At 58.2% G+C, this 22,500-nt stretch carries 23 protein-coding genes; 13 read left to right on the forward strand and 10 right to left on the reverse strand.

What is annotated here, in order from left to right; all coding sequences use genetic code 11:
- From F8N44_RS30275 to trpE, 4 genes are all read left to right on the forward strand, one after another.
- Nucleotides 1–637: iron-containing alcohol dehydrogenase (locus tag F8N44_RS30275; RefSeq protein WP_150652936.1), on the forward strand; the 637-nt coding region annotated here is incomplete at its 5' end.
- Nucleotides 638–751: 114 nt separating this feature from the next.
- Nucleotides 752–1,426: a ribulose-phosphate 3-epimerase gene (gene rpe / locus F8N44_RS30280; protein WP_003228808.1), complete on the forward strand. Its 675-nt coding sequence runs from the start codon at nucleotides 752–754 to the stop codon at nucleotides 1,424–1,426.
- The gene (locus F8N44_RS30285) at nucleotides 1,423–2,241 is read left to right on the forward strand and encodes a phosphoglycolate phosphatase (protein ID WP_150652937.1); all 819 of its coding nucleotides are present in this window, start codon (nucleotides 1,423–1,425) and stop codon (nucleotides 2,239–2,241) included. The genes rpe and F8N44_RS30285 overlap by 4 nt, the downstream gene beginning before the upstream one ends.
- Nucleotides 2,242–2,312: 71 nt before the next feature.
- Nucleotides 2,313–3,791: an anthranilate synthase component I gene (gene trpE, locus F8N44_RS30290; RefSeq protein ID WP_150652938.1), complete on the forward strand. Its 1,479-nt coding sequence runs from the start codon at nucleotides 2,313–2,315 to the stop codon at nucleotides 3,789–3,791.
- A 169-nt stretch (nucleotides 3,792–3,960) separates the two neighbouring features.
- Here trpE and estP read toward each other — a convergent pair whose 3' ends face one another.
- Entirely contained in the window at nucleotides 3,961–5,868 is a 1,908-nt protein-coding gene (estP, locus tag F8N44_RS30295; protein ID WP_150652939.1) for an esterase EstP, read from the reverse strand.
- Nucleotides 5,869–6,276: 408 nt separating this feature from the next.
- Here estP and F8N44_RS30300 point away from each other — a divergent pair, with 408 nt between their 5' ends.
- The 4 genes from F8N44_RS30300 to F8N44_RS30315 all read left to right on the forward strand — a co-directional run bounded on the left by F8N44_RS30300 (nucleotide 6,277) and on the right by F8N44_RS30315 (nucleotide 9,590).
- Nucleotides 6,277–6,870: an aminodeoxychorismate/anthranilate synthase component II gene (locus F8N44_RS30300; protein WP_007918806.1), complete on the forward strand. Its 594-nt coding sequence runs from the start codon at nucleotides 6,277–6,279 to the stop codon at nucleotides 6,868–6,870.
- A 9-nt stretch (nucleotides 6,871–6,879) separates the two neighbouring features.
- Nucleotides 6,880–7,929 (forward strand): anthranilate phosphoribosyltransferase, encoded by a 1,050-nt coding sequence (gene trpD / locus F8N44_RS30305; protein ID WP_038363370.1) that lies wholly within the window; start codon nucleotides 6,880–6,882, stop codon nucleotides 7,927–7,929.
- Nucleotides 7,926–8,762, forward strand: coding sequence for an indole-3-glycerol phosphate synthase TrpC (trpC, locus tag F8N44_RS30310; protein ID WP_150652940.1), 837 nt, complete (start codon nucleotides 7,926–7,928; stop codon nucleotides 8,760–8,762). The genes trpD and trpC overlap by 4 nt, the downstream gene beginning before the upstream one ends.
- A 126-nt stretch (nucleotides 8,763–8,888) precedes the next feature.
- On the forward strand, nucleotides 8,889–9,590 hold the full coding sequence (locus F8N44_RS30315) for a biotin/lipoate A/B protein ligase family protein (RefSeq protein ID WP_150652941.1): 702 nt from the start codon (nucleotides 8,889–8,891) through the stop codon (nucleotides 9,588–9,590).
- A 9-nt stretch (nucleotides 9,591–9,599) separates the two neighbouring features.
- Here the strand turns inward: F8N44_RS30315 and crp are convergent, their stop codons facing one another.
- The gene (crp, locus tag F8N44_RS30320; RefSeq protein ID WP_008088598.1) at nucleotides 9,600–10,244 is read right to left on the reverse strand and encodes a cAMP-activated global transcriptional regulator CRP; all 645 of its coding nucleotides are present in this window, start codon (nucleotides 10,242–10,244) and stop codon (nucleotides 9,600–9,602) included.
- A 237-nt stretch (nucleotides 10,245–10,481) separates the two neighbouring features.
- Here crp and F8N44_RS30325 point away from each other — a divergent pair, with 237 nt between their 5' ends.
- Both F8N44_RS30325 and speD read left to right on the forward strand, forming a co-directional pair.
- The gene (locus tag F8N44_RS30325) at nucleotides 10,482–10,904 is read left to right on the forward strand and encodes an OsmC family protein (protein ID WP_003228794.1); all 423 of its coding nucleotides are present in this window, start codon (nucleotides 10,482–10,484) and stop codon (nucleotides 10,902–10,904) included.
- A 237-nt stretch (nucleotides 10,905–11,141) separates the two neighbouring features.
- On the forward strand, nucleotides 11,142–11,936 hold the full coding sequence (gene speD, locus F8N44_RS30330) for an adenosylmethionine decarboxylase (RefSeq protein ID WP_016983471.1): 795 nt from the start codon (nucleotides 11,142–11,144) through the stop codon (nucleotides 11,934–11,936).
- A 110-nt stretch (nucleotides 11,937–12,046) separates the two neighbouring features.
- Here the strand turns inward: speD and coq7 are convergent, their stop codons facing one another.
- The 6 genes from coq7 to hemJ form a co-directional block, all read right to left on the reverse strand.
- On the reverse strand, nucleotides 12,047–12,694 hold the full coding sequence (coq7, locus tag F8N44_RS30335) for a 2-polyprenyl-3-methyl-6-methoxy-1,4-benzoquinone monooxygenase (protein WP_008077993.1): 648 nt from the start codon (nucleotides 12,692–12,694) through the stop codon (nucleotides 12,047–12,049).
- Nucleotides 12,695–12,878: 184 nt separating this feature from the next.
- Nucleotides 12,879–13,217 (reverse strand): histidine triad nucleotide-binding protein, encoded by a 339-nt coding sequence (locus F8N44_RS30340; protein WP_003228789.1) that lies wholly within the window; start codon nucleotides 13,215–13,217, stop codon nucleotides 12,879–12,881.
- 80 nt (nucleotides 13,218–13,297) lie between these two features.
- Entirely contained in the window at nucleotides 13,298–14,086 is a 789-nt protein-coding gene (locus F8N44_RS30345) for an SDR family NAD(P)-dependent oxidoreductase (RefSeq protein WP_093441854.1), read from the reverse strand.
- A 61-nt stretch (nucleotides 14,087–14,147) separates the two neighbouring features.
- On the reverse strand, nucleotides 14,148–15,098 hold the full coding sequence (locus F8N44_RS30350) for a DUF805 domain-containing protein (protein WP_150652942.1): 951 nt from the start codon (nucleotides 15,096–15,098) through the stop codon (nucleotides 14,148–14,150).
- 78 nt (nucleotides 15,099–15,176) lie between these two features.
- Nucleotides 15,177–16,145: an NAD(P)H-dependent flavin oxidoreductase gene (locus F8N44_RS30355; protein WP_150652943.1), complete on the reverse strand. Its 969-nt coding sequence runs from the start codon at nucleotides 16,143–16,145 to the stop codon at nucleotides 15,177–15,179.
- Nucleotides 16,146–16,178: 33 nt separating this feature from the next.
- Nucleotides 16,179–16,607 carry a protoporphyrinogen oxidase HemJ gene (gene hemJ / locus F8N44_RS30360; RefSeq protein ID WP_150652944.1) on the reverse strand — a complete coding sequence of 143 codons (429 nt, stop codon included), beginning with the start codon at nucleotides 16,605–16,607 and terminating at the stop codon, nucleotides 16,179–16,181.
- A 134-nt stretch (nucleotides 16,608–16,741) separates the two neighbouring features.
- Between hemJ and argC the strand changes: the two genes are divergently transcribed.
- Both argC and erpA read left to right on the forward strand, forming a co-directional pair.
- Nucleotides 16,742–17,776 (forward strand): N-acetyl-gamma-glutamyl-phosphate reductase, encoded by a 1,035-nt coding sequence (gene argC, locus F8N44_RS30365; protein ID WP_150652945.1) that lies wholly within the window; start codon nucleotides 16,742–16,744, stop codon nucleotides 17,774–17,776.
- A 168-nt stretch (nucleotides 17,777–17,944) separates the two neighbouring features.
- Nucleotides 17,945–18,295 carry an iron-sulfur cluster insertion protein ErpA gene (gene erpA / locus F8N44_RS30370; RefSeq protein WP_008077999.1) on the forward strand — a complete coding sequence of 117 codons (351 nt, stop codon included), beginning with the start codon at nucleotides 17,945–17,947 and terminating at the stop codon, nucleotides 18,293–18,295.
- Between the two features lie 72 nt (nucleotides 18,296–18,367).
- Here erpA and F8N44_RS30375 read toward each other — a convergent pair whose 3' ends face one another.
- Both F8N44_RS30375 and F8N44_RS30380 read right to left on the reverse strand, forming a co-directional pair.
- Entirely contained in the window at nucleotides 18,368–19,459 is a 1,092-nt protein-coding gene (locus F8N44_RS30375) for an anhydro-N-acetylmuramic acid kinase (protein ID WP_150652946.1), read from the reverse strand.
- Between the two features lie 3 nt (nucleotides 19,460–19,462).
- Nucleotides 19,463–20,878: a peptidoglycan DD-metalloendopeptidase family protein gene (locus F8N44_RS30380; RefSeq protein ID WP_150652947.1), complete on the reverse strand. Its 1,416-nt coding sequence runs from the start codon at nucleotides 20,876–20,878 to the stop codon at nucleotides 19,463–19,465.
- A 212-nt stretch (nucleotides 20,879–21,090) separates the two neighbouring features.
- Between F8N44_RS30380 and tyrS the strand changes: the two genes are divergently transcribed.
- Nucleotides 21,091–22,290, forward strand: a complete 1,200-nt coding sequence (gene tyrS, locus F8N44_RS30390; protein WP_150652948.1) for a tyrosine--tRNA ligase — start codon at nucleotides 21,091–21,093, stop codon at nucleotides 22,288–22,290.
- Nucleotides 22,291–22,500 lie beyond the last annotated feature (210 nt).

Raw genomic sequence — 22,500 nt, forward strand, 5'->3', positions numbered from 1 at the left:
GCTGGTCAGCCCGCAGATGACTCTGACCTGCCCACGCAGCGTCACCGCAGCCAGTGGCGTCGACGCCTTGGTGCACGCCATCGAATCCTACCTGTCGGTGAATGCCTCGCCGATCACCGATTCGCTGGCCCTCGGCGCCATCAAGCTGATCGCCAAAGCCCTGCCCAAGGCCTACGCCAACGGCGCCAACCTGCAAGCGCGCGAAGACATGGCCACCGCCAGCCTGATGGCCGGTATGGCGTTCGGCAATGCCGGGGTCGGCGCGGTGCATGCGCTGGCCTATCCGCTGGGCGGGCGCTTCAACATTGCCCATGGCGTCAGCAATGCCTTGCTGCTGCCGTATGTCATGACCTGGAACAAGATGGCCTGCGTCGAGCGGATGCAGGATATCGCCGAAGCCATGGGGGTGAAGACCGCTCATCTGAGTGCAGCCGAAGCGGCAGACAAAGCTGTGCAAGCGATGACCGATCTGTGCGCAGCGGTAGAAATTCCTGCCGGCCTGCGCAGTTTCGGTGTCCCGGAAGACGCAATCCCGGCGATGGCCGTGGAAGCGGCGGGGATCGAGCGTCTGATGCGCAACAACCCGCGCAAACTCAGCGCTGTGGACATCGAGAAGATCTACCGCGCGGCTTATTGAGTCAGCGCCGGTCCTCCGTCATGGCACAACCCAATCATCGCGGTCACGGTGCGCGCTTGGAAACTTGAGGTATACAATGCGCGCCATCGTGATTTAGCTCAGAAAAGGTGCGTCATGCAGCCCTTCGTAATTGCTCCGTCGATTCTCTCCGCCGACTTCGCCCGCCTCGGCGAGGAAGTAGACAACGTTCTCGCCGCTGGCGCCGACTTCGTCCACTTCGACGTCATGGACAACCACTACGTGCCTAACCTGACCATCGGTCCGATGGTCTGCGCGGCATTGCGCAAGTACGGCATTACCGCGCCGATCGACGCGCACCTGATGGTCAGCCCGGTGGATCGCATCGTTGGTGACTTCATCGAGGCCGGCGCTACCTACATCACCTTCCACCCGGAAGCCACGCTGCACGTTGATCGTTCGCTGCAACTGATCCGTGAAGGCGGCTGCAAATCCGGTCTGGTGTTCAACCCGGCGACCCCGCTGGACGTGCTCAAGTACGTGATCGACAAGGTCGACATGGTCTTGCTGATGAGCGTCAACCCAGGCTTCGGCGGGCAGAAATTCATTCCCGGCACCCTCGACAAACTGCGCGAAGCGCGGGCCATCATCGATGCCTCGGGCCGTGACATCCGTCTGGAAATCGACGGCGGCGTCAACGTCAACAACATCCGCGAAATCGCCGCCGCTGGGGCTGACACCTTTGTTGCCGGCTCGGCGATCTTCAATGCGCCGAACTATCAGGAAGTCATCGACAAGATGCGTTCCGAACTGGCGCTGGCGCGCCCATGAGCGGGTTTGAGCAGCTGTTCCCGGGAAAACTGCCACGGCTGGTGATGTTCGATCTGGATGGCACGCTGATCGACTCGGTTCCGGACCTGGCAGCGGCGGTGGACAACATGCTGCTCACCCTCGGTCGTCAACCGGCGGGCATCGATTCGGTGCGCGAGTGGGTTGGCAACGGCGCGCCAGTACTGGTGCGCCGTGCGTTGGCCGGTGGTATCGATCATTCGGCGGTGGATGACGTCGAAGCCGAACATGCGCTGGAAGTGTTCATGCAAGCCTACGGCGCCAGCCATGAGCTGACCGTGGTCTATCCCGGCGTGCGCGACACCCTCAAGTGGCTGCACAAGCAAGGCGTGGCCATGGCGCTGATCACCAACAAGCCGGAGCGTTTCGTCGCGCCGTTGCTGGATCAGATGAAGATCGGTCGCTACTTCAAATGGATCATTGGTGGCGATACCTTGCCGCAGAAGAAGCCTGATCCGGCGGCGCTGTTCTTCGTGATGAAAATGGCCAACATCCCGGCCTCGCAATCGTTGTTCGTCGGCGACTCGCGCAGCGACGTGCTGGCAGCGAAAGCGGCGGGGGTCAAATGCGTAGCGCTGAGTTACGGCTACAACCATGGCCGACCGATTGCCGAGGAATCCCCGGCGCTGGTGATCGACGATCTGCGCAAGCTAATTCCCGGTTGCCTCGGTACGGCCGCTGAGATAACGTTGCCCGACGCTGCTCAATCCCATTCTGGAAACGCCATCGTGGTGGTCACTCGCAAACTCTGGATGAAAGTCATCAAGGCCCTGGCCCGCTGGCGTTGGCGCGCCTGACTTGTTCCAGGCCGGCCTGCCGGCGCGTTTGCATACCTGACTGATTTGCCCCTCACACCACGAGGCACCTTATGATCCGCGAAGAATTCCTGCGCTTGGCCGCTGACGGCTACAACCGCATTCCGCTGGCCTGCGAAACCCTGGCCGACTTCGACACGCCGCTGTCGATCTACCTGAAACTGGCCGACCAGCCCAACTCCTACCTGCTCGAATCAGTGCAGGGCGGCGAGAAATGGGGCCGTTACTCGATCATCGGCTTGCCGTGCCGCACCGTACTGCGGGTTCACGATCATCACGTCAGCATCACCGTTGATGGCGTCGAGACCGAAAGCCACGACGTGGAAGATCCGCTGGCCTTCGTCGAAACCTTCAAGGCTCGCTATAACGTGCCGACCATTGCCGGTCTGCCGCGTTTCAACGGTGGTCTGGTCGGTTACTTCGGTTACGACTGTGTGCGTTATGTCGAGAAGCGTCTGGGCAAGTGCCCGAACCCGGATCCACTGGGCGTGCCGGACATTCTGCTGATGGTTTCCGACGCTGTTGTGGTGTTCGATAACCTCGCCGGCAAGATGCACGCGATCGTATTGGCCGATCCTGCGCAGGCGGACGCCTTCGAACAAGGTCAGGCGCAACTGCAGGCATTGCTGGAGAAACTGCGCCAGCCGATCACCCCGCGTCGTGGCCTGGACTTCAGCAAGCAACAAGCGGCTGATCCGGTGTTCCGTTCGAGTTTCACCCAGAACGATTACGAAAAAGCCGTCGACACCATCAAGGAATACATCCTTGCCGGCGACTGCATGCAGGTCGTGCCGTCGCAGCGCATGTCGATCGACTTCAAGGCTGCGCCGATCGATCTGTATCGGGCGCTGCGTTGCTTCAACCCGACGCCGTACATGTACTTCTTCAACTTCGGCGACTTCCACGTCGTTGGCAGTTCGCCGGAAGTGCTGGTGCGCGTTGAAGACAACCTGATCACTGTGCGCCCGATCGCCGGTACTCGCCCACGTGGTGCCACCGAAGAAGCCGATCTGGCGCTGGAAGAAGATCTGCTGTCGGACGACAAAGAGATCGCTGAACACTTGATGCTGATCGATCTGGGCCGTAACGATACCGGTCGCGTCTCGGAGATTGGTTCGGTGAAACTCACCGAGAAAATGGTCATCGAGCGTTATTCCAACGTTATGCACATTGTCTCCAACGTCACCGGCCAGTTGAAAGAAGGGCTGACGGCGATGGACGCGTTGCGGGCGATTCTGCCGGCCGGCACCTTGTCGGGCGCGCCGAAGATTCGTGCGATGGAAATCATCGACGAGCTGGAACCGGTCAAGCGTGGTGTTTACGGCGGCGCGGTCGGTTACTTCGCCTGGAACGGCAACATGGACACCGCGATTGCGATTCGTACGGCGGTGATCAAGAACGGCGAACTGCATGTGCAGGCCGGTGGCGGTATCGTCGCCGACTCGGTGCCGGCACTGGAATGGGAAGAAACCCTGAACAAACGCCGCGCGATGTTCCGTGCCGTGGCGCTGGCCGAGCAAACCCCGGACTGATCACTGATCTTCCCTGTGGGAGCGAGCTTGCTCGCGAAGAGGCCCCGTCAGTCAATATTTATGCTGGCTGACCCACCGCTTTCGCGAGCAAGCTCGCTCCCACATTCGATTTGTGTGTAGCCATAAAAAAGCGGGCCTGTGAGGGCGCCGCTTTTTTTGTGCCTGCAATTTAAAAATCCAGAACAACCCCGACATTCACACCCTGCTGGGTAAAATCATCATCCTTGCGCAACGAATACCCGCCGCGCAGCGCCAAATCAGCTGTCAGTTTGTGGCTTACGCCCAGACTCAAGCGGTTCAGATGACTCTGCGGCGTATAGCCCTCAAGCTTGAAGTCATTCGCTGGCAAGGTATTGAGCGCAATACGCACCTTCTGCACGTCATCTTCGTACTCACGCTCGTGGGCGTATTCGCCGAACACCTGGGTTTGCGGGGTGATGTTGTACTTGCCCTGCAAGCCCAGACCCAGGCGTTTCGAGTCGCGGGTCTGATCATCGAAGGTCAGCGCCGTGGCGCGGTTGCTCTTCTCTGAGTAGCCATCGACATCGACGCTAGCGTAATCGGCGCTGACGAATGGCGACAGGTGCCACTCGCTGCCCGGCTGGGCAATGTCATAACCGACACGCGCGCTGAAGGCCCAGAGGCTGCCGTCAGTGTCGCCTTTCTCCGCACCTTCGCTGACGCCGAGATCGAATTTGCGCTTGAGGTTGTCGTAGTCGAGTTTGCCACCGGTCAACGCTGCGTCAGCCCACCAGCGATTTTGCTGGTACTGGGCAAATGCCGTGGCCATGTAGCTGTTGAGTTTGTAGTCCGAGTCGTTATGGCCTGCCTCCAGATTCTGTCGGTAGAAGCCGCCTGCCACGCCGACGCGCCAGGCTTCATTCAAACGATAACTGCCGCCGACGTTGAGGTTGTAACCGCTGCCATCGGCGCTGACGCCGCTGCTTTGGCTGTCGACATCCAGATGCTGGCCACCCGCGGAAACAATCGCGCGCCATTGACCGACCGCTTGCCAGTTCTCCCAATCCGCCTGCCATTGGTTGCGCAGTTCATCCTGATGCGCGCGCACGGTGGCGTGGGCCATTTCCGGCAGCAGCGTCAGCTCCCACGGCGCGGCGAGGAGGGAATAGGCGTAGTCGGAGATCAGTTTTTGTCCGGCTTCGGTCGGGTGCACGCCGTCGTTGTAGATCAGTTTGCTCGGGTCGGGTGTCGCGCTGTTGATGCCGTAACGGGCGTTTTCCGGGCAACTGCTGCCACTGAAGCAGGTTGCGGTGAGGTTCTGATCGGTCGCGAGGCCAAATCGCCCAGGATCGGCAAACACCTCCGAGAGCAAGACCGGAATGTTCAACGGAATGATTTCGGCGTTGATGCCTTGCAGGCGTGTGACCAATTGTCTGTTGAACTGGGTGGCAAGTTGACTGCTGAAGGCTTGCAATGGCGTACCGTTGATGGCCGGCGTCAGGCCGACATCAGGCAGCAGCCAGACCATCACGTATTTGGCACCGGCGGTTTGCAGGGTTTGCACGCTGTCGGCCAATCGATCTGCAGCGGCGTTGGCTTGCGGCAGGCTGAGAATGCGCCCCTGCAGGAAGTCGTTACCGCCGCCGGAAATGTAATAAAGCGCGTTTGGATCGGCGCGGAAGCCGTTCGATGGCAGGTAACCGGCGCGGGTGCGTTCACCGGTAGCGGATTGCGTGGTGATCGAGTCGAGAATCTGGTCGGTGCGATAGCCGCCGACCGCCCAGTTGTTGCCGTCCGGCTGGCCGTTTTCGGCGCGCACGGCGGAGCTGGAAGAGGCTGTCTGGTCTGGCGAAAAGCCAAGGCGTCCGCCGAGCAACTGCGTGGAGTTCAATGAATACAGTTCACCGCTGCCATCCTGATACACCGGCCCGGTCCGGTTGGTGTAACGCTCGGTGGAGCCGGCCGGTCCGCCAGTGTCAGTGAAGGTGCCGGCATCATTGAGGCTGTCGCCAAACACAATGAAATTCGAATAGGGATTGGGTGCAGCATTGGCCTGAGCACAAGCCAGTGCGAGCAGGCAGCCAGCCAGCGGTACAAACAGCGTCTGTTTGATCATGAGCAAGTCCGTTTATTTATTGTTGTAGGTGAACGAAACGACAGTACCAAAAACTCCCGGCGTTTTGCCATCGGTCGCGAATCCTCCCCAGCTTTTATCTCCCGCAGCCCCGGCCATATTGCACGCTCCGCCCAGCTAAGTTACTGTGCCGGAACGTATGAACGAGACCTTCCCCGTGTTGATCACCAGCAAACTTCTGGATCAAGTCATCAAGGCACACGCCCGCTGGCGTTGGCGCGCCTGAATCTTTTCTGCCGGCCCCGCCGGATCTGTATCGCTTTGCCTTCCTTGCCTGTTTGAAATGCCGCTGTGCCGACGCATCTTCCTGCGTCCGACATCGTGCAGCGCCCTGCGGGCAAGTGATCTGAAGGCTGTTTTCAAATCAGAATTCAAGAGGTTCGACACGCCATGTTGCTGATGATCGACAACTACGACTCCTTTACTTACAACGTTGTGCAATACCTCGGCGAGCTGGGTGCCGACGTCAAAGTCGTGCGCAACGACGAATTGACCGTCGCCGAAATCGAAGCGCTGAAACCTGAGCGCATCGTCGTATCCCCAGGCCCTTGTACGCCGACCGAAGCTGGCATCTCCATCGAAGCCATCAAACACTTCGCCGGCAAGCTGCCGATTCTTGGTGTCTGCCTTGGCCACCAGTCCATCGGCCAGGCGTTTGGCGGCGATGTAGTACGCGCCCGCCAAGTGATGCACGGTAAGACTAGCCCGGTATTCCACGAGGACAAGGGCGTCTTCGCAGGTCTGAATCATCCGCTGACGGTTACCCGTTACCACTCGCTGATCGTCAAGCACGACACTTTGCCCGATTGCCTGGAGCTGACCGCGTGGACGCAACACGACGACGGTTCGGTCGACGAAATCATGGGCCTGCGTCACAAGACCCTGAACATTGAGGGCGTCCAGTTCCACCCCGAGTCGATCCTGACCGAGCAAGGCCATGAACTGTTTGCCAACTTCCTCAAACAAACCGGCGGCACGCGCTAAGGACTTCCCATGAATATCAAGACAGCCCTGAGCCGTATCGTCGAACACCTCGACCTCAGCACAGATGAAATGCGCGACGTGATGCGCGAAATCATGACCGGCCAATGCACCGACGCGCAGATCGGCGCGTTCATGATGGCCATGCGCATGAAGAGCGAAAGCATCGATGAAATCGTCGGCGCTGTGTCGGTGATGCGTGAACTGGCCGATCAGGTTGAACTGAAGACCCTTGATGGTGTGGTCGATGTGGTCGGAACCGGCGGTGACGGTGCAAACATCTTCAACGTCTCGACCGCTTCTTCCTTTGTTGTCGCGGCAGCCGGTTGCACCGTGGCCAAACACGGTAACCGTGCGGTCTCGGGCAAGAGCGGCAGCGCCGATTTGCTCGAAGCCGCCGGCATTTATCTGAACCTGACGCCGGTGCAGGTCGCGCGTTGCATCGACAACGTCGGCATCGGTTTCATGTTCGCCCAGACTCACCACAAAGCCATGAAGTACGCCGCCGGCCCGCGCCGCGATCTAGGCCTGCGTACGCTGTTCAACATGCTCGGCCCGCTTACGAATCCGGCCGGTGTGAAGCATCAGGTTGTGGGCGTATTCAACAAGGCGCTGTGCCGGCCATTGGCCGAAGTCTTGCAGCGTCTGGGCAGCAAGCATGTGCTGGTGGTGCACTCGAAGGACGGTCTGGATGAATTCAGTCTCGCCGCACCGACCTTTGTCGCCGAGCTGAAAAACAACGAAATCAGCGAATATTGGGTCGAGCCGGAAGATCTGGGTATGAAGAGCCAGAGCCTGCACGGTCTGTCGGTCGACGGCCCGGAAGCCTCGCTGGCGCTGATCCGCGATGCCCTCGGCAAGCGCAAAACCGAAAACGGCCAGAAAGCCGCCGAAATGATTGTGCTCAATGCCGGTGCAGCGCTGTATGCCGCTGACGTGGCCAGCAGTTTGAAACAGGGCGTCGAGCTTGCGCACGACGCGCTGCACACCGGCCTTGCTCGGGAAAAACTCGAGGAACTGGGTGCCTTTACCGCGGTATTCAAAGTGGAGAATGAGGGATGAGTGTACCGACGGTTCTGGAAAACATTCTGGCGCGCAAAGTTCAGGAAGTCGCCGAGCGCAGTGCTCGGGTCAGTCTGAGCGAGCTGGAAAGTCTGGCCAAGGCGGCCGATGCACCCCGTGGTTTTGCCCAGGCATTGCTGGCGCAGGCGAAGAAGAAACAGCCTGCGGTGATTGCCGAAATCAAAAAGGCTTCGCCAAGCAAAGGCGTGATCCGCGAGAACTTCGTTCCCGCCGACATCGCCAAAAGCTACGAGAAGGGTGGGGCGACCTGTCTTTCCGTACTGACCGACATCGATTACTTCCAGGGCGCCGATGCGTACCTGCAACAGGCACGTGCCGCGTGCAGCCTGCCGGTGATCCGCAAGGACTTCATGATCGATCCTTACCAGATCGTTGAAGCCCGTGCGCTGGGCGCCGACTGCGTGCTGTTGATCGTCTCCGCACTGGATGACGTAAAAATGGCCGAGCTGGCCGCCGTCGCCAAAGGCGTCGGTCTCGATGTGCTGGTCGAAGTACACGATGGCGATGAGCTGGAGCGCGCATTGAAAACCCTCGACACACCGCTGGTCGGGGTCAACAACCGTAATCTGCACACCTTCGATGTCAGCCTGGAAACCACCCTCGACCTGCTGCCGCGCATTCCGCGTGATCGTCTGGTGATTACCGAGAGCGGTATCCTCAATCGTGCTGATGTCGAACTGATGGAAATCAGCGACGTTTATTCGTTCCTGGTCGGCGAAGCATTCATGCGTGCGGAGAATCCGGGCACTGAACTGCAGCGACTGTTCTTCCCGGAGCGTGGCGTGTCGATCAGCGGTTCGACCCTCGACTGATTCGAGTCGACTCATTCGCGAGCAGGCTCGCTCCCACATTTGGAATGCATTTCTCCTGTGGGAGCGAGCCTGCTCGCGAAGGGGCCATCGAAACCGCTAAAGATTTCCATGTTGCCGGAGCCTGTTATGTCGCTGCCAACCCCCCTGACCATCGAAGCCGGCCTGCAAGCCGAACAGGATTTGCTGGCCTCGGTCTGCGCCGGCGACGCAGAATTCGGCCTGCTGTTCTGGCAACCCAGCGATCGCGCCCTGGTCATGCCGCGCCGCCTCAATCGTCTACCCGGTTTCGATCACGCCTGTGAAGTCTCTGCCGCTGCCGGCTGGCCAGTCCTGCTGCGTGAAACCGGCGGCGAACCGGTCCCGCAATCTGCCGCGACAATCAACATCGCTCTGGTCTACGCACCACCGCGCAGCGAAGGCGATCTGAATCGCATCGAAACCGGCTACCGCCGTCTGTGTGATCCGATCTGTCAGTTGCTCGATGAGTTAGGTGGCACATCATCGTTGGGTGAAATCGACGGTGCGTTCTGCGACGGTCGCTTCAACGTCAATCTCGACGGTCGCAAAATGGTCGGCACCGCCCAGCGCTGGCGCCAGAGTCAGAGTGGGCAGCGTCCGGTCGGTCTGGTGCACGGTGCGATGCTGATGGATAACGAGCGCGAATCGATGGTCGCAGCGGTCAATCGCTTCAATGAAGCCTGTGGCCTGGAGCAGCGGGTGCGGGCGCAAAGCCACATTGCCCTGCACGAGAAATTCAACGCGCCACAGGCCTTGGCGCGTCTCGATGAGCTGTTTCGTTTGATGCTGGCGCAGATGTACAGCGCCTGATATTCGGGCTTAGCGCGTTCCGAAGACCACCATGGTCTTGCCTTTCACATCGACCAGGTTGCGTTCCTCAAGATCCTTGAGCACGCGACCGACCATCTCCCGCGAACAACCGACAATCCGCCCGATTTCCTGACGGGTCACCTTGATCTGCATGCCGTCCGGGTGGGTCATCGCATCTGGCTGCTTGCACAGTTCCAGCAGACAACGTGCTACCCGGCCGGTGACGTCGAAGAACGCCAGATCGCCAACCTTGCGCGTGGTGTTGCGCAGGCGTTGTGCGATTTGTCCGCTGAGGACGTAAAGAATGTCCGGATCCTGCTGCGACAATTCGCGGAACTTGGCGTAACTGATTTCCGCTGTTTCGCATTCGACCTTGGCCCGCACCCAGGCACTGCGTTCCTGTTCCTGGCCGGCTTGTTCGAACAGACCCAGCTCACCGAAGAAATCCCCGGCGTTGAGGTAGGCGATGATCATTTCACGACCGTCGTCGTCCTCGATCAGGATCGTCACCGAGCCCTTGATGATGAAGTACAGCGTGTCCGAACGATCGCCCGCACAGATGATGTTGCTCTTGGCTGCATGACGACGGCGCTGACAATGCATCAGCAGCTTGTCGAGGTTCTTGATTTTGGGTGTGGGGGTAATAGCAACCATGGTTGTATCCCGAAAAGACTGCACGGTGATGTTTGATTTTTTTATGAGGCGCTGAAGGCGGTTGCTGCACAGCTGGCATGGGCGCCAGCGAATTGGCGCCAGCTTAACAGACACTTCGTCGAAAATTCGAGAAATTACCTACACCGCAGAGGCGTCCGTCCTAGGAACGCTGCCCGCTGTCCGGGCGAAGTGCTGTGCTAAGCTGGCGACCCTTTTTTCAACAGTGGAGTCTTGGCGATGAAGGCACGCATCCAATGGGCTGGCGAAGCCATGTTCCTCGGCGAATCCGGAAGTGGTCATGTCGTAGTGATGGACGGGCCGCCGGACGCCGGTGGTCGTAACCTGGGTGTTCGCCCGATGGAAATGCTTCTGCTGGGTGTGGGCGGTTGCAGCAACTTCGACGTGGTCAGCATTCTGAAGAAGTCCCGCCAGGCCGTTGAAAGCTGTGAAGCCTTCCTCGAAGCCGAGCGCGCGACCGAAGATCCAAAGGTGTTCACCAAGATTCACATGCATTTTGTGGTCAAGGGCCGTGGCTTGAAAGAAGCCCAGGTCAAGCGCGCGATCGAGTTGTCTGCAGAGAAGTATTGCTCGGCCTCGATCATGCTCGGCGCGGCTGGCGTGGCGATTACTCACGATTACGAAATCGTCGAACTCGGTTGAACCGACATTCAACTATCATAAAAGCAGTGCAGACTCTGGCGATCCCCCGCTGACGTCTGCATAATGCGCCACTTTTTTCAGGGCAGTGATCGGTCAGCCGATGGATCAGCCGCCTGAACAGATAACCAAAATCGCCATCGCGAAGAGGTGTTAACCGTCCTACGCAGGTGCGTTGTTCGCACTTGACGGGCATGCTTGATCACGCGGCTGCGCCGCATACATAGAGAGTTTTTAACGGTGAAAAGCAAACTCAAGCTCCACGGGTTCAATAACCTGACAAAGACCTTGAGCTTCAACATCTATGACATCTGCTACGCGGAAACCCCGCAAGACCAGCAGGCTTACGTCGAGTACATCAATCAAGAGTACAACGCGAAACGCCTGACGCAGATTCTCACAGAAGTTGTCGAGATCATTGGTGCCAACATCCTGAACATTGCCAGTCAGGACTATGAACCTCAGGGCGCCAGCGTCACGATTCTGATTTCTGAAGAGCCGGTAACACCGACTGAAAGCCAGATCGAAGAATCGCCGGGCCCGTTGCCCGAAATTATCCTGGCCCACCTCGACAAGAGTCACATCACGGTGCACACCTACCCGGAAATCCATCCGGACGACGGTATTGCCACCTTCCGTGTGGACATCGACGTGTCGACTTGTGGTGTCATCTCACCGCTGAAAGCGCTCAATTTCCTCATTCACCAGTTCGATTCGGACATTGTGACTGTGGATTATCGTGTGCGCGGCTTCACCCGTGATGTTGAAGGCAACAAGCACTTCATCGATCACGAGATCAACTCGATCCAGAACTACCTCTCCGAAGACACTCGCGACGCGTACCAGATGACCGACGTGAACGTGTACCAGGAAAACCTGTTCCACACCAAAATGCTGCTGAAGAACTTCGAACTGGACAACTACCTGTTCGGCGACGCCACCAGCAACCTGTCCCCCGAGCAACGCGCTCAGGTGACCGACCGTGTGAAACACGAAATGCTCGAAATCTTCTACGCGCGCAATATGCCGACTTAAGATTCACGAGCACAAAAAAAGGCGACCTTTCGGTCGCCTTTTTCATTTCTGCCACCCCCCCTGTGGGAGCAAGCCTGCTCGCGAAGGGGCCCTCTGCAGCAATATCGTTCTCAGATCCGATAAGTACTCTTGGTCATCACCTTGGCCAGAATACTCATCCCGAACTTCACCGGCGCCGGAAAACGGAACCCGCCAGCCTCCAGTGCACTTTCGGCGTGATGTTCTTCATCAATGCGCATCTGCTCCAGAATCGCCCGGGACTTCTCGTCCTCTGCCGGCAATTGCTCCAGGTGTTCATTCAAGTGCTTGCACACCTGATGTTCGGTCGCCGCGACAAAACCGAGGCTGACCTTGTCGCTGATCAACCCGGCCACCGCGCCGATTCCGAACGACATCCCATAAAACAGTGGATTGAGCACACTGGTATGGCTGCCCAACTGATGAATGCGTTGTTCGCACCAGACCAGATGATCAATCTCTTCTTCGGCGGCGTGCTCCATGGCCTCGCGCACCTGAGGCAGTTTGGCGGTCAGCGCCTGTCCCTGATACAGCGCCTGGGCGCAGACTTCACCGGTATGGTTGATGCGCATCAGGCCGGCGACGTGGCGGGTGTCTTCGTCGCTCATTTGCGTGTCCGGTTGCAGAATCGCCGGTGATGGGCGGTACGGCTGGCCACTGAAGGGCAGCAGGGTACGCATCGCAGCATCGGCTTGCAGCAGAAGACGGTCAATTGGCGAGTAGTGACGTTGGGTAGTCATGCTGACCTCCGGGAAGAATCTCGGCGGCCAGTTTAACCGAATCGGCCGGGGAAGGTTTGCGCTGGGTCATTTGCTGCGCGGTCATGCTTTTTTGTGGGAGCGAGCCTGCTCGCGAAGGCGGAGCGTCAGGCACTGATACATTGGATGTGCCGAAGTCTTCGCGAGCAGGGGGACGGGTCGTAAATCAGCCCGGTGGCCAGTTCATCTGACGCTGACCGAGTACGTGCATATGAATGTGGTAGACCGTCTGGCCACCCTTTTCATTGCAGTTCATCACCACGCGGAAACCTTCTTCGCAACCCAGTTCCAGCGCCAGACGCTGCGCAGTGAACAGGATATGCCCGGCCAAAGCCTTGTCGTCTTCGGTCAGATCATTGAGGGTGCGCACCGGTTTCTTCGGGATCACCAGGAAATGCACCGGTGCCTGAGGGGCGATGTCGTGGAACGCCAGAACCTGGTCGTCCTCGTAAATGATCTTCGCCGGGATTTCCCGGTTGATGATCTTGGTGAACAGAGTATCCACTGCTGTTTTCTCCGTTGTTTGGCTGGTCTGAGTGTACTCAGGGCGGCTTATCCCGCCCAGTGTTTTACCTGTAGGGCATTTCAGCGCGGGCAGTAAGCCTTGTTGACCATGCCGACAATGGTGCGATTGAGCCAGCGCGAACCCAGTCGCGGCAGGAATGCGAACCAGCGGTTGCGTCGCCCGGGAATGATGATCGCGCGGTTTTTGTCGAGGGCGCGTACGGTGTACAGCGCGACCTCTTCGGGGCTCATCATCAGTTTGCTGTCTTTGAGTTTGTCGCTGTTGAGCTGTGCCGTGCGGAAAAATGCCGTGCGGGTCGGGCCGGGGCAGAGTACCGAAACCTTGACCGCACTTTGTTTGAGCTCAACCCGCAAGGCTTCAGAGAAGTGCAGCACATACGCCTTGCTGGCGTAGTAGGTGCTCATCCATGGGCCGGGATTGAACGCGGCCACCGAGGCGACATTGAGAATCTGCCCGCCACCTTGCAGCGCCATACTGTTACCGATGGCGTGGCACAAGCGGGTGAGGGCGAGGATATTCACCTCGATCAGATCCTGCTCGGTCATCCAGTCCTGCGCGAGAAACGGGCCGCAGGTGCCGATACCGGCGCAATTGACCAGCAAGTCGATCTGCCGGTCGCCTTCCTCCAGCTCCAGCAAAAAACCGGACAGGCGCAGCGGCTCGCCCAGATCGCACGCGCGGAACAGCACTTCAACACCGAAGCGTTGGGTCAACTCGATCGCAATACTTTCCAGCTGATCACGCTGTCGAGCCACCAGAATCAGGCTGCGGCCGCGCCGGGCCAGTGCTTCGGCCATGGCCAGACCGATGCCGCTGGAGGCGCCAGTGATCAGAGCGTAACGGGTCATGCAATTCTCCATCGCAACAGCTCCGCGCCAGCGACGCGGGTGTCACGGCGGGGAGCGCTGTTCATTCTTTTGCAGAGTCTACAGGGGCCTGCGCCGCTTCGGCTGCTTCGTCGGCGGAATCCACCGGTGATTCGACTTCTACTTCGACTTCATCAGTGGTCACTGATCCACTTTCGTAGCTGCTTTCCAGATTGCTTTCGTATTCCTGCTGTATGGCCGAGATCCCGCCGAGCATTCCACCGGCAAAGACCAGCGCGAAAAACACGATCCACAGTGAGCACAAGACTTTTACTGCGGTGCTGTTGGGCGGCGGCGGAGGGCCGTAACGGTTGGCGCCGGTGTTGCCCGGTACAACCATGATGACCAGCGGGAAGAAGCTGCCCACGAACGGCACCAGATTCAGCAGCCACAACCAACCCGACCAGCCGATGTCGTGCAGGCGTTGAACGCTGAACAGAATGCTGACGATCAGGAAGGCGACAAACAGGAAGAAGGCGAAGATACCGCCGATGATCAGGCCAGTGGTGGAGTCACCGCTGACCAACCCCAGCGCTAGCAGAGCGAATACGCCGACAATGGGCAAGGTCACCAGGCTCAGGACCATCGTCCACGCCAGAAAGCGCAAGCGTCCGATTCGCCCTTCGACGCTGAACGGCTTGAGTGTGGCGAACGCCGGCAAGCTTTCGCCTACGCTGGCGCGAGGTGGTGCATAAGGCGAGTCAGGTTCCGCCGCAGCTGGAGCATGTTCATGAACATCGGCCAGATTCAGCTCGATGGCTGTTTCCGTTTCAATGCGCGCATCGATCCCGGTTTTGCTCAGCGCTTGTAGATAGGTCTGCGCATCGCTGTGGGACAAATCACGTTTGAGTGCGACGGTGCGGCCATTGAACAGGCGCTCGATCGCGGCCACATCACTTTTGAACAGATCCGCCAGATTGAGTTTGGCAGTGGTGATATCGACACCGGGCTGTAGAGCGCCTTCGAATACGATCTTGTAACGGGGTTCGCTCATGGCCGAGGCATCCTTGTCGCGAATGGATTGAAAGGTCAGCAGTGTAAGGCCAGTCCGTCGGGGCCGGCCTGGTTTTTCTTAGCGTGGCCAGTGTTTCGTAAGCTGTGCCGCGTTTTCCTGTGCCTGACGATATTCAGCGTCCAGCCGCGAAATCAATTGATCCACGTTCGGCAGGTCATCGATCTGCCCTACACCCTGACCGGCGGACCACACGGTTTTCCAGGCTTTGGCTTCATCGCTGATCGGCTTGAGCTTGTCGCCGAAATTCACTTCGCCTTTGCCTTGCAGGGCGGCCATATCGAAACCGGCAGCCTCCAGGCTCTGGCGCATGAAGCTCGCCGGCACTCCCGACACCGCTGGAGTATGAATGATGTCCGCAGCCTTGGCTGTCAGCAGCATCTCTTTGTACGCGTCAGGCGCATGACTTTCCGTGGTGCCGATAAATCGCGTACCGAAGTAGGCCAAATCCGCACCGAGCAGCTGTGCGGCGAGGATCTGATGGCCGTGGTTAAGACATCCTGCAAGCAGCAGGGTTTTATCGAAAAACTCTCGGATCTCGGCGATCAGCGCAAACGGACTCCACGTTCCGGCATGGCCACCGGCGCCGGCGGCGACTGCGATCAAACCATCGACGCCGGCCTCAGCCGCTTTCTCGGCGTGGCGGCGAGTGGTCACGTCATGGAACACCAGGCCGCCATAGCTGTGCACCGCGTCGACCAACTCCTTCACCGCGCCGAGACTGGTGATGACAATCGGCACTTTGTGTTCGACGCAGATGTTCAAGTCCGCCTGCAAGCGCGGGTTGCTGTTGTGCACGATCAGGTTCACTGCGTACGGCGCTGGGTTGTCCAGTGTCGCCAGGCCCGCTTCGATCTGTTCCAGCCAGGCTTTGAAGCCGCTGCTTTCGCGTTGGTTCAGGGCCGGAAAACTGCCCACCACGCCATTGCGGCAGCAGGCGAGAACCAACTCAGGATTGGAAATCAGAAACATCGGCGCGGCCACCACAGGCAGGCGCAGACGTTGTTCGAGCAAAGCGGGCAGCGACATGATGAATACCCCAAAGATCTGTTCTTGTTGAAGTTAGAACGGCTTGACCACGACCAGAATTACAATAGCCAGCAATATCAGAACCGGGACTTCATTGAACCAGCGATAAAAGACATGGCTGCGGGTGTTTTCGCCACGGGCAAAACGTTTTACCTGCGCGCCGCACATGTGGTGGTAGCCGATCAGCAGGACGACGAGTGTCAGTTTGGCGTGAATCCAGCCGCCCAGGCTGAAGATGGTCGGATTGAGGTAAATCAGCCAGCCACCGAAGATCAGCGTAGCGATCATCGCCGGGCCCATGATGCCGCGATACAACTTGCGCTCCATGACGCTGAAGCGTTCCTTGCTGATCGTGTCTTCGCTTTGCGCGTGATAAACAAACAGTCGCGGTAAGTAGAACAGTCCGGCAAACCAGCAAACGATGCTGACAATGTGAAAAGCCTTGATCCATAGATAGAGCATTTTTAGTTATTTCCTTAATCACGGTAGGCCAGATAGTAGAGGCTTGAGCGTCCGCACGTCACCTTGACGGTTGTCGCAGGGGCGCGCGGCCCCTATTATCGACGGCTTTCCAGTGGGTTCTTTGAGGGCAGGTTATGGTCAAGGTCGGTATCGTCGGCGGCACGGGTTACACCGGTGTCGAACTGCTGCGTCTGTTGGCGCAGCATCCGCAGGCAGAAGTGGTGGTGATCACTTCCCGATCCGAGGCCGGTCTGGCCGTGGCTGACATGTACCCGAACCTGCGCGGCCACTACGATGGCCTCGCCTTCAGCGTGCCGGACATCAGGACCCTCGGTGCTTGCGATGTAGTGTTCTTCGCCACGCCGCATGGTGTTGCTCACGCGCTGGCGGGTGAATTGCTGGCAGCGGGCACCAAAGTGATTGACCTGTCCGCCGACTTCCGTCTGCAAGACGCTGAAGAGTGGGCCAAGTGGTACGGTCAGCCGCACGGCGCGCCTGAATTGCTGGACGAGGCGGTTTACGGTCTCCCGGAAGTCAATCGCGAGCAGATCAAGAAGGCCCGCCTGATTGCGGTGCCGGGTTGCTACCCAACTGCAACGCAGCTGGGTTTCCTGCCGCTGCTTGAAGCGGGTCTGGCCGATGCTTCGCGCTTGATCGCCGACTGCAAATCCGGCGTCAGCGGTGCCGGTCGCGGTGCTGCGGTAGGTTCGCTGTACTCCGAAACGTCGGAAAGCATGAAGGCTTACGCGGTGAAAGGTCACCGTCACCTGCCGGAAATCCGCCAAGGGCTACGTCGCGCAGCAGGGAAAGATGTTGGCCTGACTTTCGTTCCGCACCTGACCCCGATGATCCGCGGCATTCACTCGACGCTCTACGCGACCGTGGTTGATCGCTCGGTGGATCTGCAGGCGCTGTTTGAAAAGCGTTATGCCAACGAACCGTTCGTCGACGTAATGCCTGCCGGTAGCCATCCTGAAACCCGTAGCGTGCGCGGCGCCAACGTTTGCCGTATTGCTGTTCACCGCCCGCAGGATGGCGATCTGGTGGTGGTGCTTTCGGTGATCGACAACCTGGTCAAAGGCGCGTCGGGTCAGGCAGTGCAGAACATGAACATTCTGTTCGGTCTGGACGAGCGTTTCGGTCTGTCCCACGCCGGTATGCTGCCGTAACACTTTAAGCTGCATAGCAAAAAGGCCCGTGGAACGGGCCTTTTTGCATTGTGAACAGCTCGTCGGCTTTATTGATATACCGTAACAATAGTTGACCGATTTTCTCGGACAAGCGGATAATGCGCGTCATCACGCATTATGGCGGCGTAACGCCGGGAGATAGTCAGCATGAGCGTCGAATCCTTCACCCCCACGGCTTTGCAATTCACCCACGGTGCCGCGCACAAGGTGAAGAGCCTGGTCGATGAAGAGGGGAATGATCGCTTGAAGCTGCGCGTATTCGTTACGGGCGGCGGTTGTTCAGGGTTTCAGTACGGCTTCACTTTCGATGAGGATGTGGCCGAGGACGACACCATCGTCGAGCGCGAAGGCGTGAGTCTGGTGGTCGATCCGATGAGCTTCCAGTACCTGGCGGGTGCTGAAGTGGACTACCAGGAAGGTCTGGAAGGTTCGCGCTTCGTGATCAAGAACCCGAACGCCACTACGACCTGTGGTTGCGGGTCGTCGTTCTCGATCTGATCGCTTTCGTTTCAGATAACAAAACGCCGCAGAGCCTTACGGTTCTGCGGCGTTTTGCTGTGTGCGAATTGATCAGGCCGGGTAGATGGCGCCGAGTACCCGCAGACCGCGTGCGCCAGTGACGCTTGGGCGGTTGGCGGCGATCCCTTCGAGGCAGCAATGGGCCAGCCAGGCAAAGGCCATGGCTTCCACCCAGTCCGGATCGACACCATGAGTCGCAGTGCTGGCGACGGTTGCGTTGGGCAGCAGGTTGGCCAGTCGCTTCATCAGTGTGGCGTTATGCGCACCGCCGCCACAGACCAACAATTCCTGAGTATCGGATTGAGCGCTTTGCAGCGACTCGATGATGCTCTGTGCAGTCAATTCAAGCAGCGTGGCCTGCACATTCTCCGCAGCAAAGGTTGGCAGGCGTGAAAGGTGCTGTTCCAGCCATGGCAGGTTGAACACTTCGCGGCCGGTACTTTTCGGGCCTTTGGTGACGAAGAACGGATCGCTGAGCAGTGACTTTAACAGGGCTGGTTCAACGGAGCCTGATTTCGCCCATTCGCCGTTGCGATCGTAGTTTTCGCCGCGTTGCTGGTGAATCCAGGCGTCCATCAGAACATTCCCTGGGCCGCAGTCGAAACCGGCTACAGGCTTGGTCGGCTCTATCAGACTGAGATTGCTGAAACCGCCGACATTCAAGACCGCCTGGTTACCGGTACGCTCTTCGAATAAAGCTTCATGGAACGCAGGAACCAGCGGGGCGCCTTGACCACCGGCGGCGACATCGCGACTGCGGAAGTCGCTGACTACGGTGATACCGGTCAATTCAGTCAGCAGGGCAGGGTTGCCGATCTGCACGGTGAAGCCGCGCGCAGGCTCATGGCGGATGGTCTGGCCGTGGCTGCCGATCGCTCGAATATCTTGTGGTTTAAGTTTCTGCTGATCGAGGAGGGTGTTAATGCCTTGCGCAGCGAGTTTTACCCAGTTCTGTTGGGCAATTGCCGAACGGGCGATTTCGTCAGGGCCGCTGGCGCACAAGCCGAGCAGCTCTGCGCGCAGTGATTCAGGCATGGGAATGTAGTGCGTGGCGATCAGTTTGATCGCCGAGGTCTGTTCGATCAGGGCAATGTCCAGACCGTCGAGGCTGGTTCCGGACATCACACCGATATAAAGAACCATGGCTTAACGCTTGCTCGAAGCCAGCATGGTGGCCTTCTCTTGATCCATGCGCGCCATCAGCGGTTGGCTCTGTGCGAGGAAGCGAGCGCGTTCGGCTTTGGCAATCGGGTCAGCCATTGGCAGCTTCTGGCCCAGCGGATCTACGTGAACGCCGTTGACCTGGAACTCATAGTGCAAGTGCGGGCCGGTGGACAGGCCGGTAGTGCCGATGTAGCCAATCACTTGGCCCTGTTTCACGGTACCGCCAGTCTTCACGCCCTTGGCGAAGCCTTGCATGTGGCCATACAGCGTACGGTAGGTGTTGCCGTGCTGGATGATAACGGTATTGCCGTAGCCGCCACGGCGGCCGGCGAGCAGCACTTTACCGTCCCCGGCAGCCTTGATTGGCGTACCGCGTGGTGCAGCGTAATCGACGCCTTTGTGGGCGCGGATCTTGTTCAGGATCGGGTGCTTGCGGCCCATGGAGAACTTCGAGCTGATGCGGGCGAAATCTACCGGGGTACGGATGAACGCCTTGCGCATGCTGTTGCCGTCGGCAGTGTAGTAGCTGCTATTGCCTTGCTTGTTGGTGTAGCGCACGGCGGTGTAGGTCTTGCCGCGGTTGGTGAAGCGGGCAGACAGGATCGGGCCGTTGCCAACCGACTTGCCGTTGACCACTTTCTGCTCGTAGATCACATCGAATTCGTCGCCCTGGCGGATGTCCTGAGCGAAGTCCACGTCATAGCCAAAGACGCTAGCCATATCCATGGTCAGGCTGTGGGACAGGCCTGCACGTGCGGCAGATTGGGAGAGCGAGCTATTGATTACGCCGTGGACATAAGCGGTACGAACGGTAGGTTTTGCAGTGACCCGGTTGAAGGCATAGCCCTTGTCATTCTTGGTCAGAGTAATGGTTTCGACGTCGCTGACCTTACTATGCAGGCTGGTCAGTTGGCCTTCAGGATTCAATTCGAACTCAAGTTTCTGACCATGTTTGAGCTGGCTGAACTGTTTGGCTTGTTTGTCGCTGGCCAGCACCTCATGAACGGAAGCGGCTGGCAATCCGACCTTTTCGAACAAGGTCGACAACGTATCACCCTTGGCAACCACGACTTCACGATGGCCCGGGGCTTTTGGCGTTTCGGCAGCTGCGGGCGCTACTTCTGCGGTCTGTGTAGTAGTTTCGTCAGCTTTTTCGATTTGAGCAAACGGTGAAGCGACGGGCTCATTTGTGGCTTGAGCCGCGTCAGCAGCGTCTTGATCTTGTGTCAGTTGTTCAGCAGGACTTTCCAGTTCAAGACTCAGGGTCGTCTTTTTGGCTTCAACATCACTGGAAGGGAATACCAGGAGAGCCAGGCTAAGAAGGGCGGCGATTCCACTTGCGGCAAGCAGGTGGGTCTTCGGGTAAAGCGGCGGCGCTTTAGACGGTTCTGTGGTCATAGGTAATTTTGACTTTGAAAAATGATGAATTGGAAAAGATGAATGACATGATGAAGATGAAATAACTGTATAAAATATAACCAAATCATCTCTGAAGCAAGTCTACAGACGTCGAGTCTGTGGATTGGTGTCCGTGCGCCGGGCAAAACTTGTAATTGGTGCGCGATCTTGTATGGTTGGTTCCCTTTGAATCTGAGCCTTGCGGGTCTGTTATGAAGTCGGTTGAAGAGCAGCTAGCGCTGATTAAACGTGGTGCGGAAGAACTGTTGGTCGAGTCCGAGCTGATCGAGAAGCTCAAGCGCGGCCAACCGCTGCGTATCAAGGCTGGTTTCGATCCGACCGCTCCGGATCTGCACTTGGGGCACACGGTGCTTATTAATAAGCTGCGCCAGTTCCAGGAGTTGGGGCATCAAGTCATCTTCCTTATAGGTGACTTCACCGGGATGATCGGTGATCCGAGCGGCAAGAGCGCTACGCGTCCGCCGCTGACTCGCGAGCAGGTTCTGGAGAACGCCGAGACCTACAAGACTCAGGTGTTCAAGATTCTTGATCCGGCGAAAACCGAAGTGGCGTTCAACTCCACCTGGATGGACAAGATGGGTCCGGCGGATTTCATTCGTCTGACTTCGCAGTACACGGTCGCGCGCATGCTTGAGCGTGATGACTTCGACAAGCGCTACACCAGTAATCAGCCAATCGCTATCCACGAATTCCTCTATCCGCTGGTTCAGGGATATGACTCGGTTGCTCTGCGCGCTGATGTCGAACTGGGCGGCACCGATCAGAAGTTCAACTTGCTGATGGGACGTGAGCTGCAGCGTGGTTATGGTCAAGAGGCTCAGTGCATTCTGACTATGCCGTTGCTTGAAGGTCTGGATGGCGTGAAGAAGATGTCCAAGTCGTTGGGCAACTATGTCGGTATCCAGGAAGCGCCGGGTGTCATGTACAGCAAACTGGTTTCGATTCCGGATGCATTGATGTGGCGTTACTTCGAACTGCTCAGCTTCCGTTCGATGGATGAGATCAATGCCCTGCGTGCTGAAGTAGAGGCAGGTGCTAATCCGCGTGACGTCAAAATCAAATTGGCGGAAGAGATTGTTGCCCGCTTCCATGGTGATGAGGCTGCGGCAAATGCTCATCGCGCCGCGGGCAACCGCATGAAGGATGGCGAGCTGCCGGATGATCTGCCGGAGATCGAGCTGGCTTCTGCGGAAGACATGCCAATCGCCGCTGTCCTTAATAAGGCAGGCTTGGTGAAGAACTCGGCGGCGGCGCGCGATCTGTTGGCGTCCGGTGGTGTGCGCGTTGATGGTGAGGTTGTTGATCGCTCCTTTATATATGTATTGGGCGCGACTCACGTTTGTCAGGCGGGCAAAAAGGCATTTGCACGGATTACGCTGAAATCTGAGTAAAACTGGAAATAGGGGTTGACGGCGAATTTCAGGTGTCTATAATTCGCCCCACTTCCGGCGCAGTCGAAACGGAAAACTCCTTGAGATTCAATGAGTTATGCAGGTTTCGGCAGCAGGTTGCTTCAGTTCATCGAAGCCAGAAAGGAAGTTGAAAAAGAGGTGTTGACAGCAGCGTGTAACGCTGTAGAATTCGCCTCCCGCTGACGAGAG

This window comes from Pseudomonas fluorescens, assembly GCF_902497745.1.
GTDB lineage: Bacteria > Pseudomonadota > Gammaproteobacteria > Pseudomonadales > Pseudomonadaceae > Aquipseudomonas > Aquipseudomonas fluorescens_BM.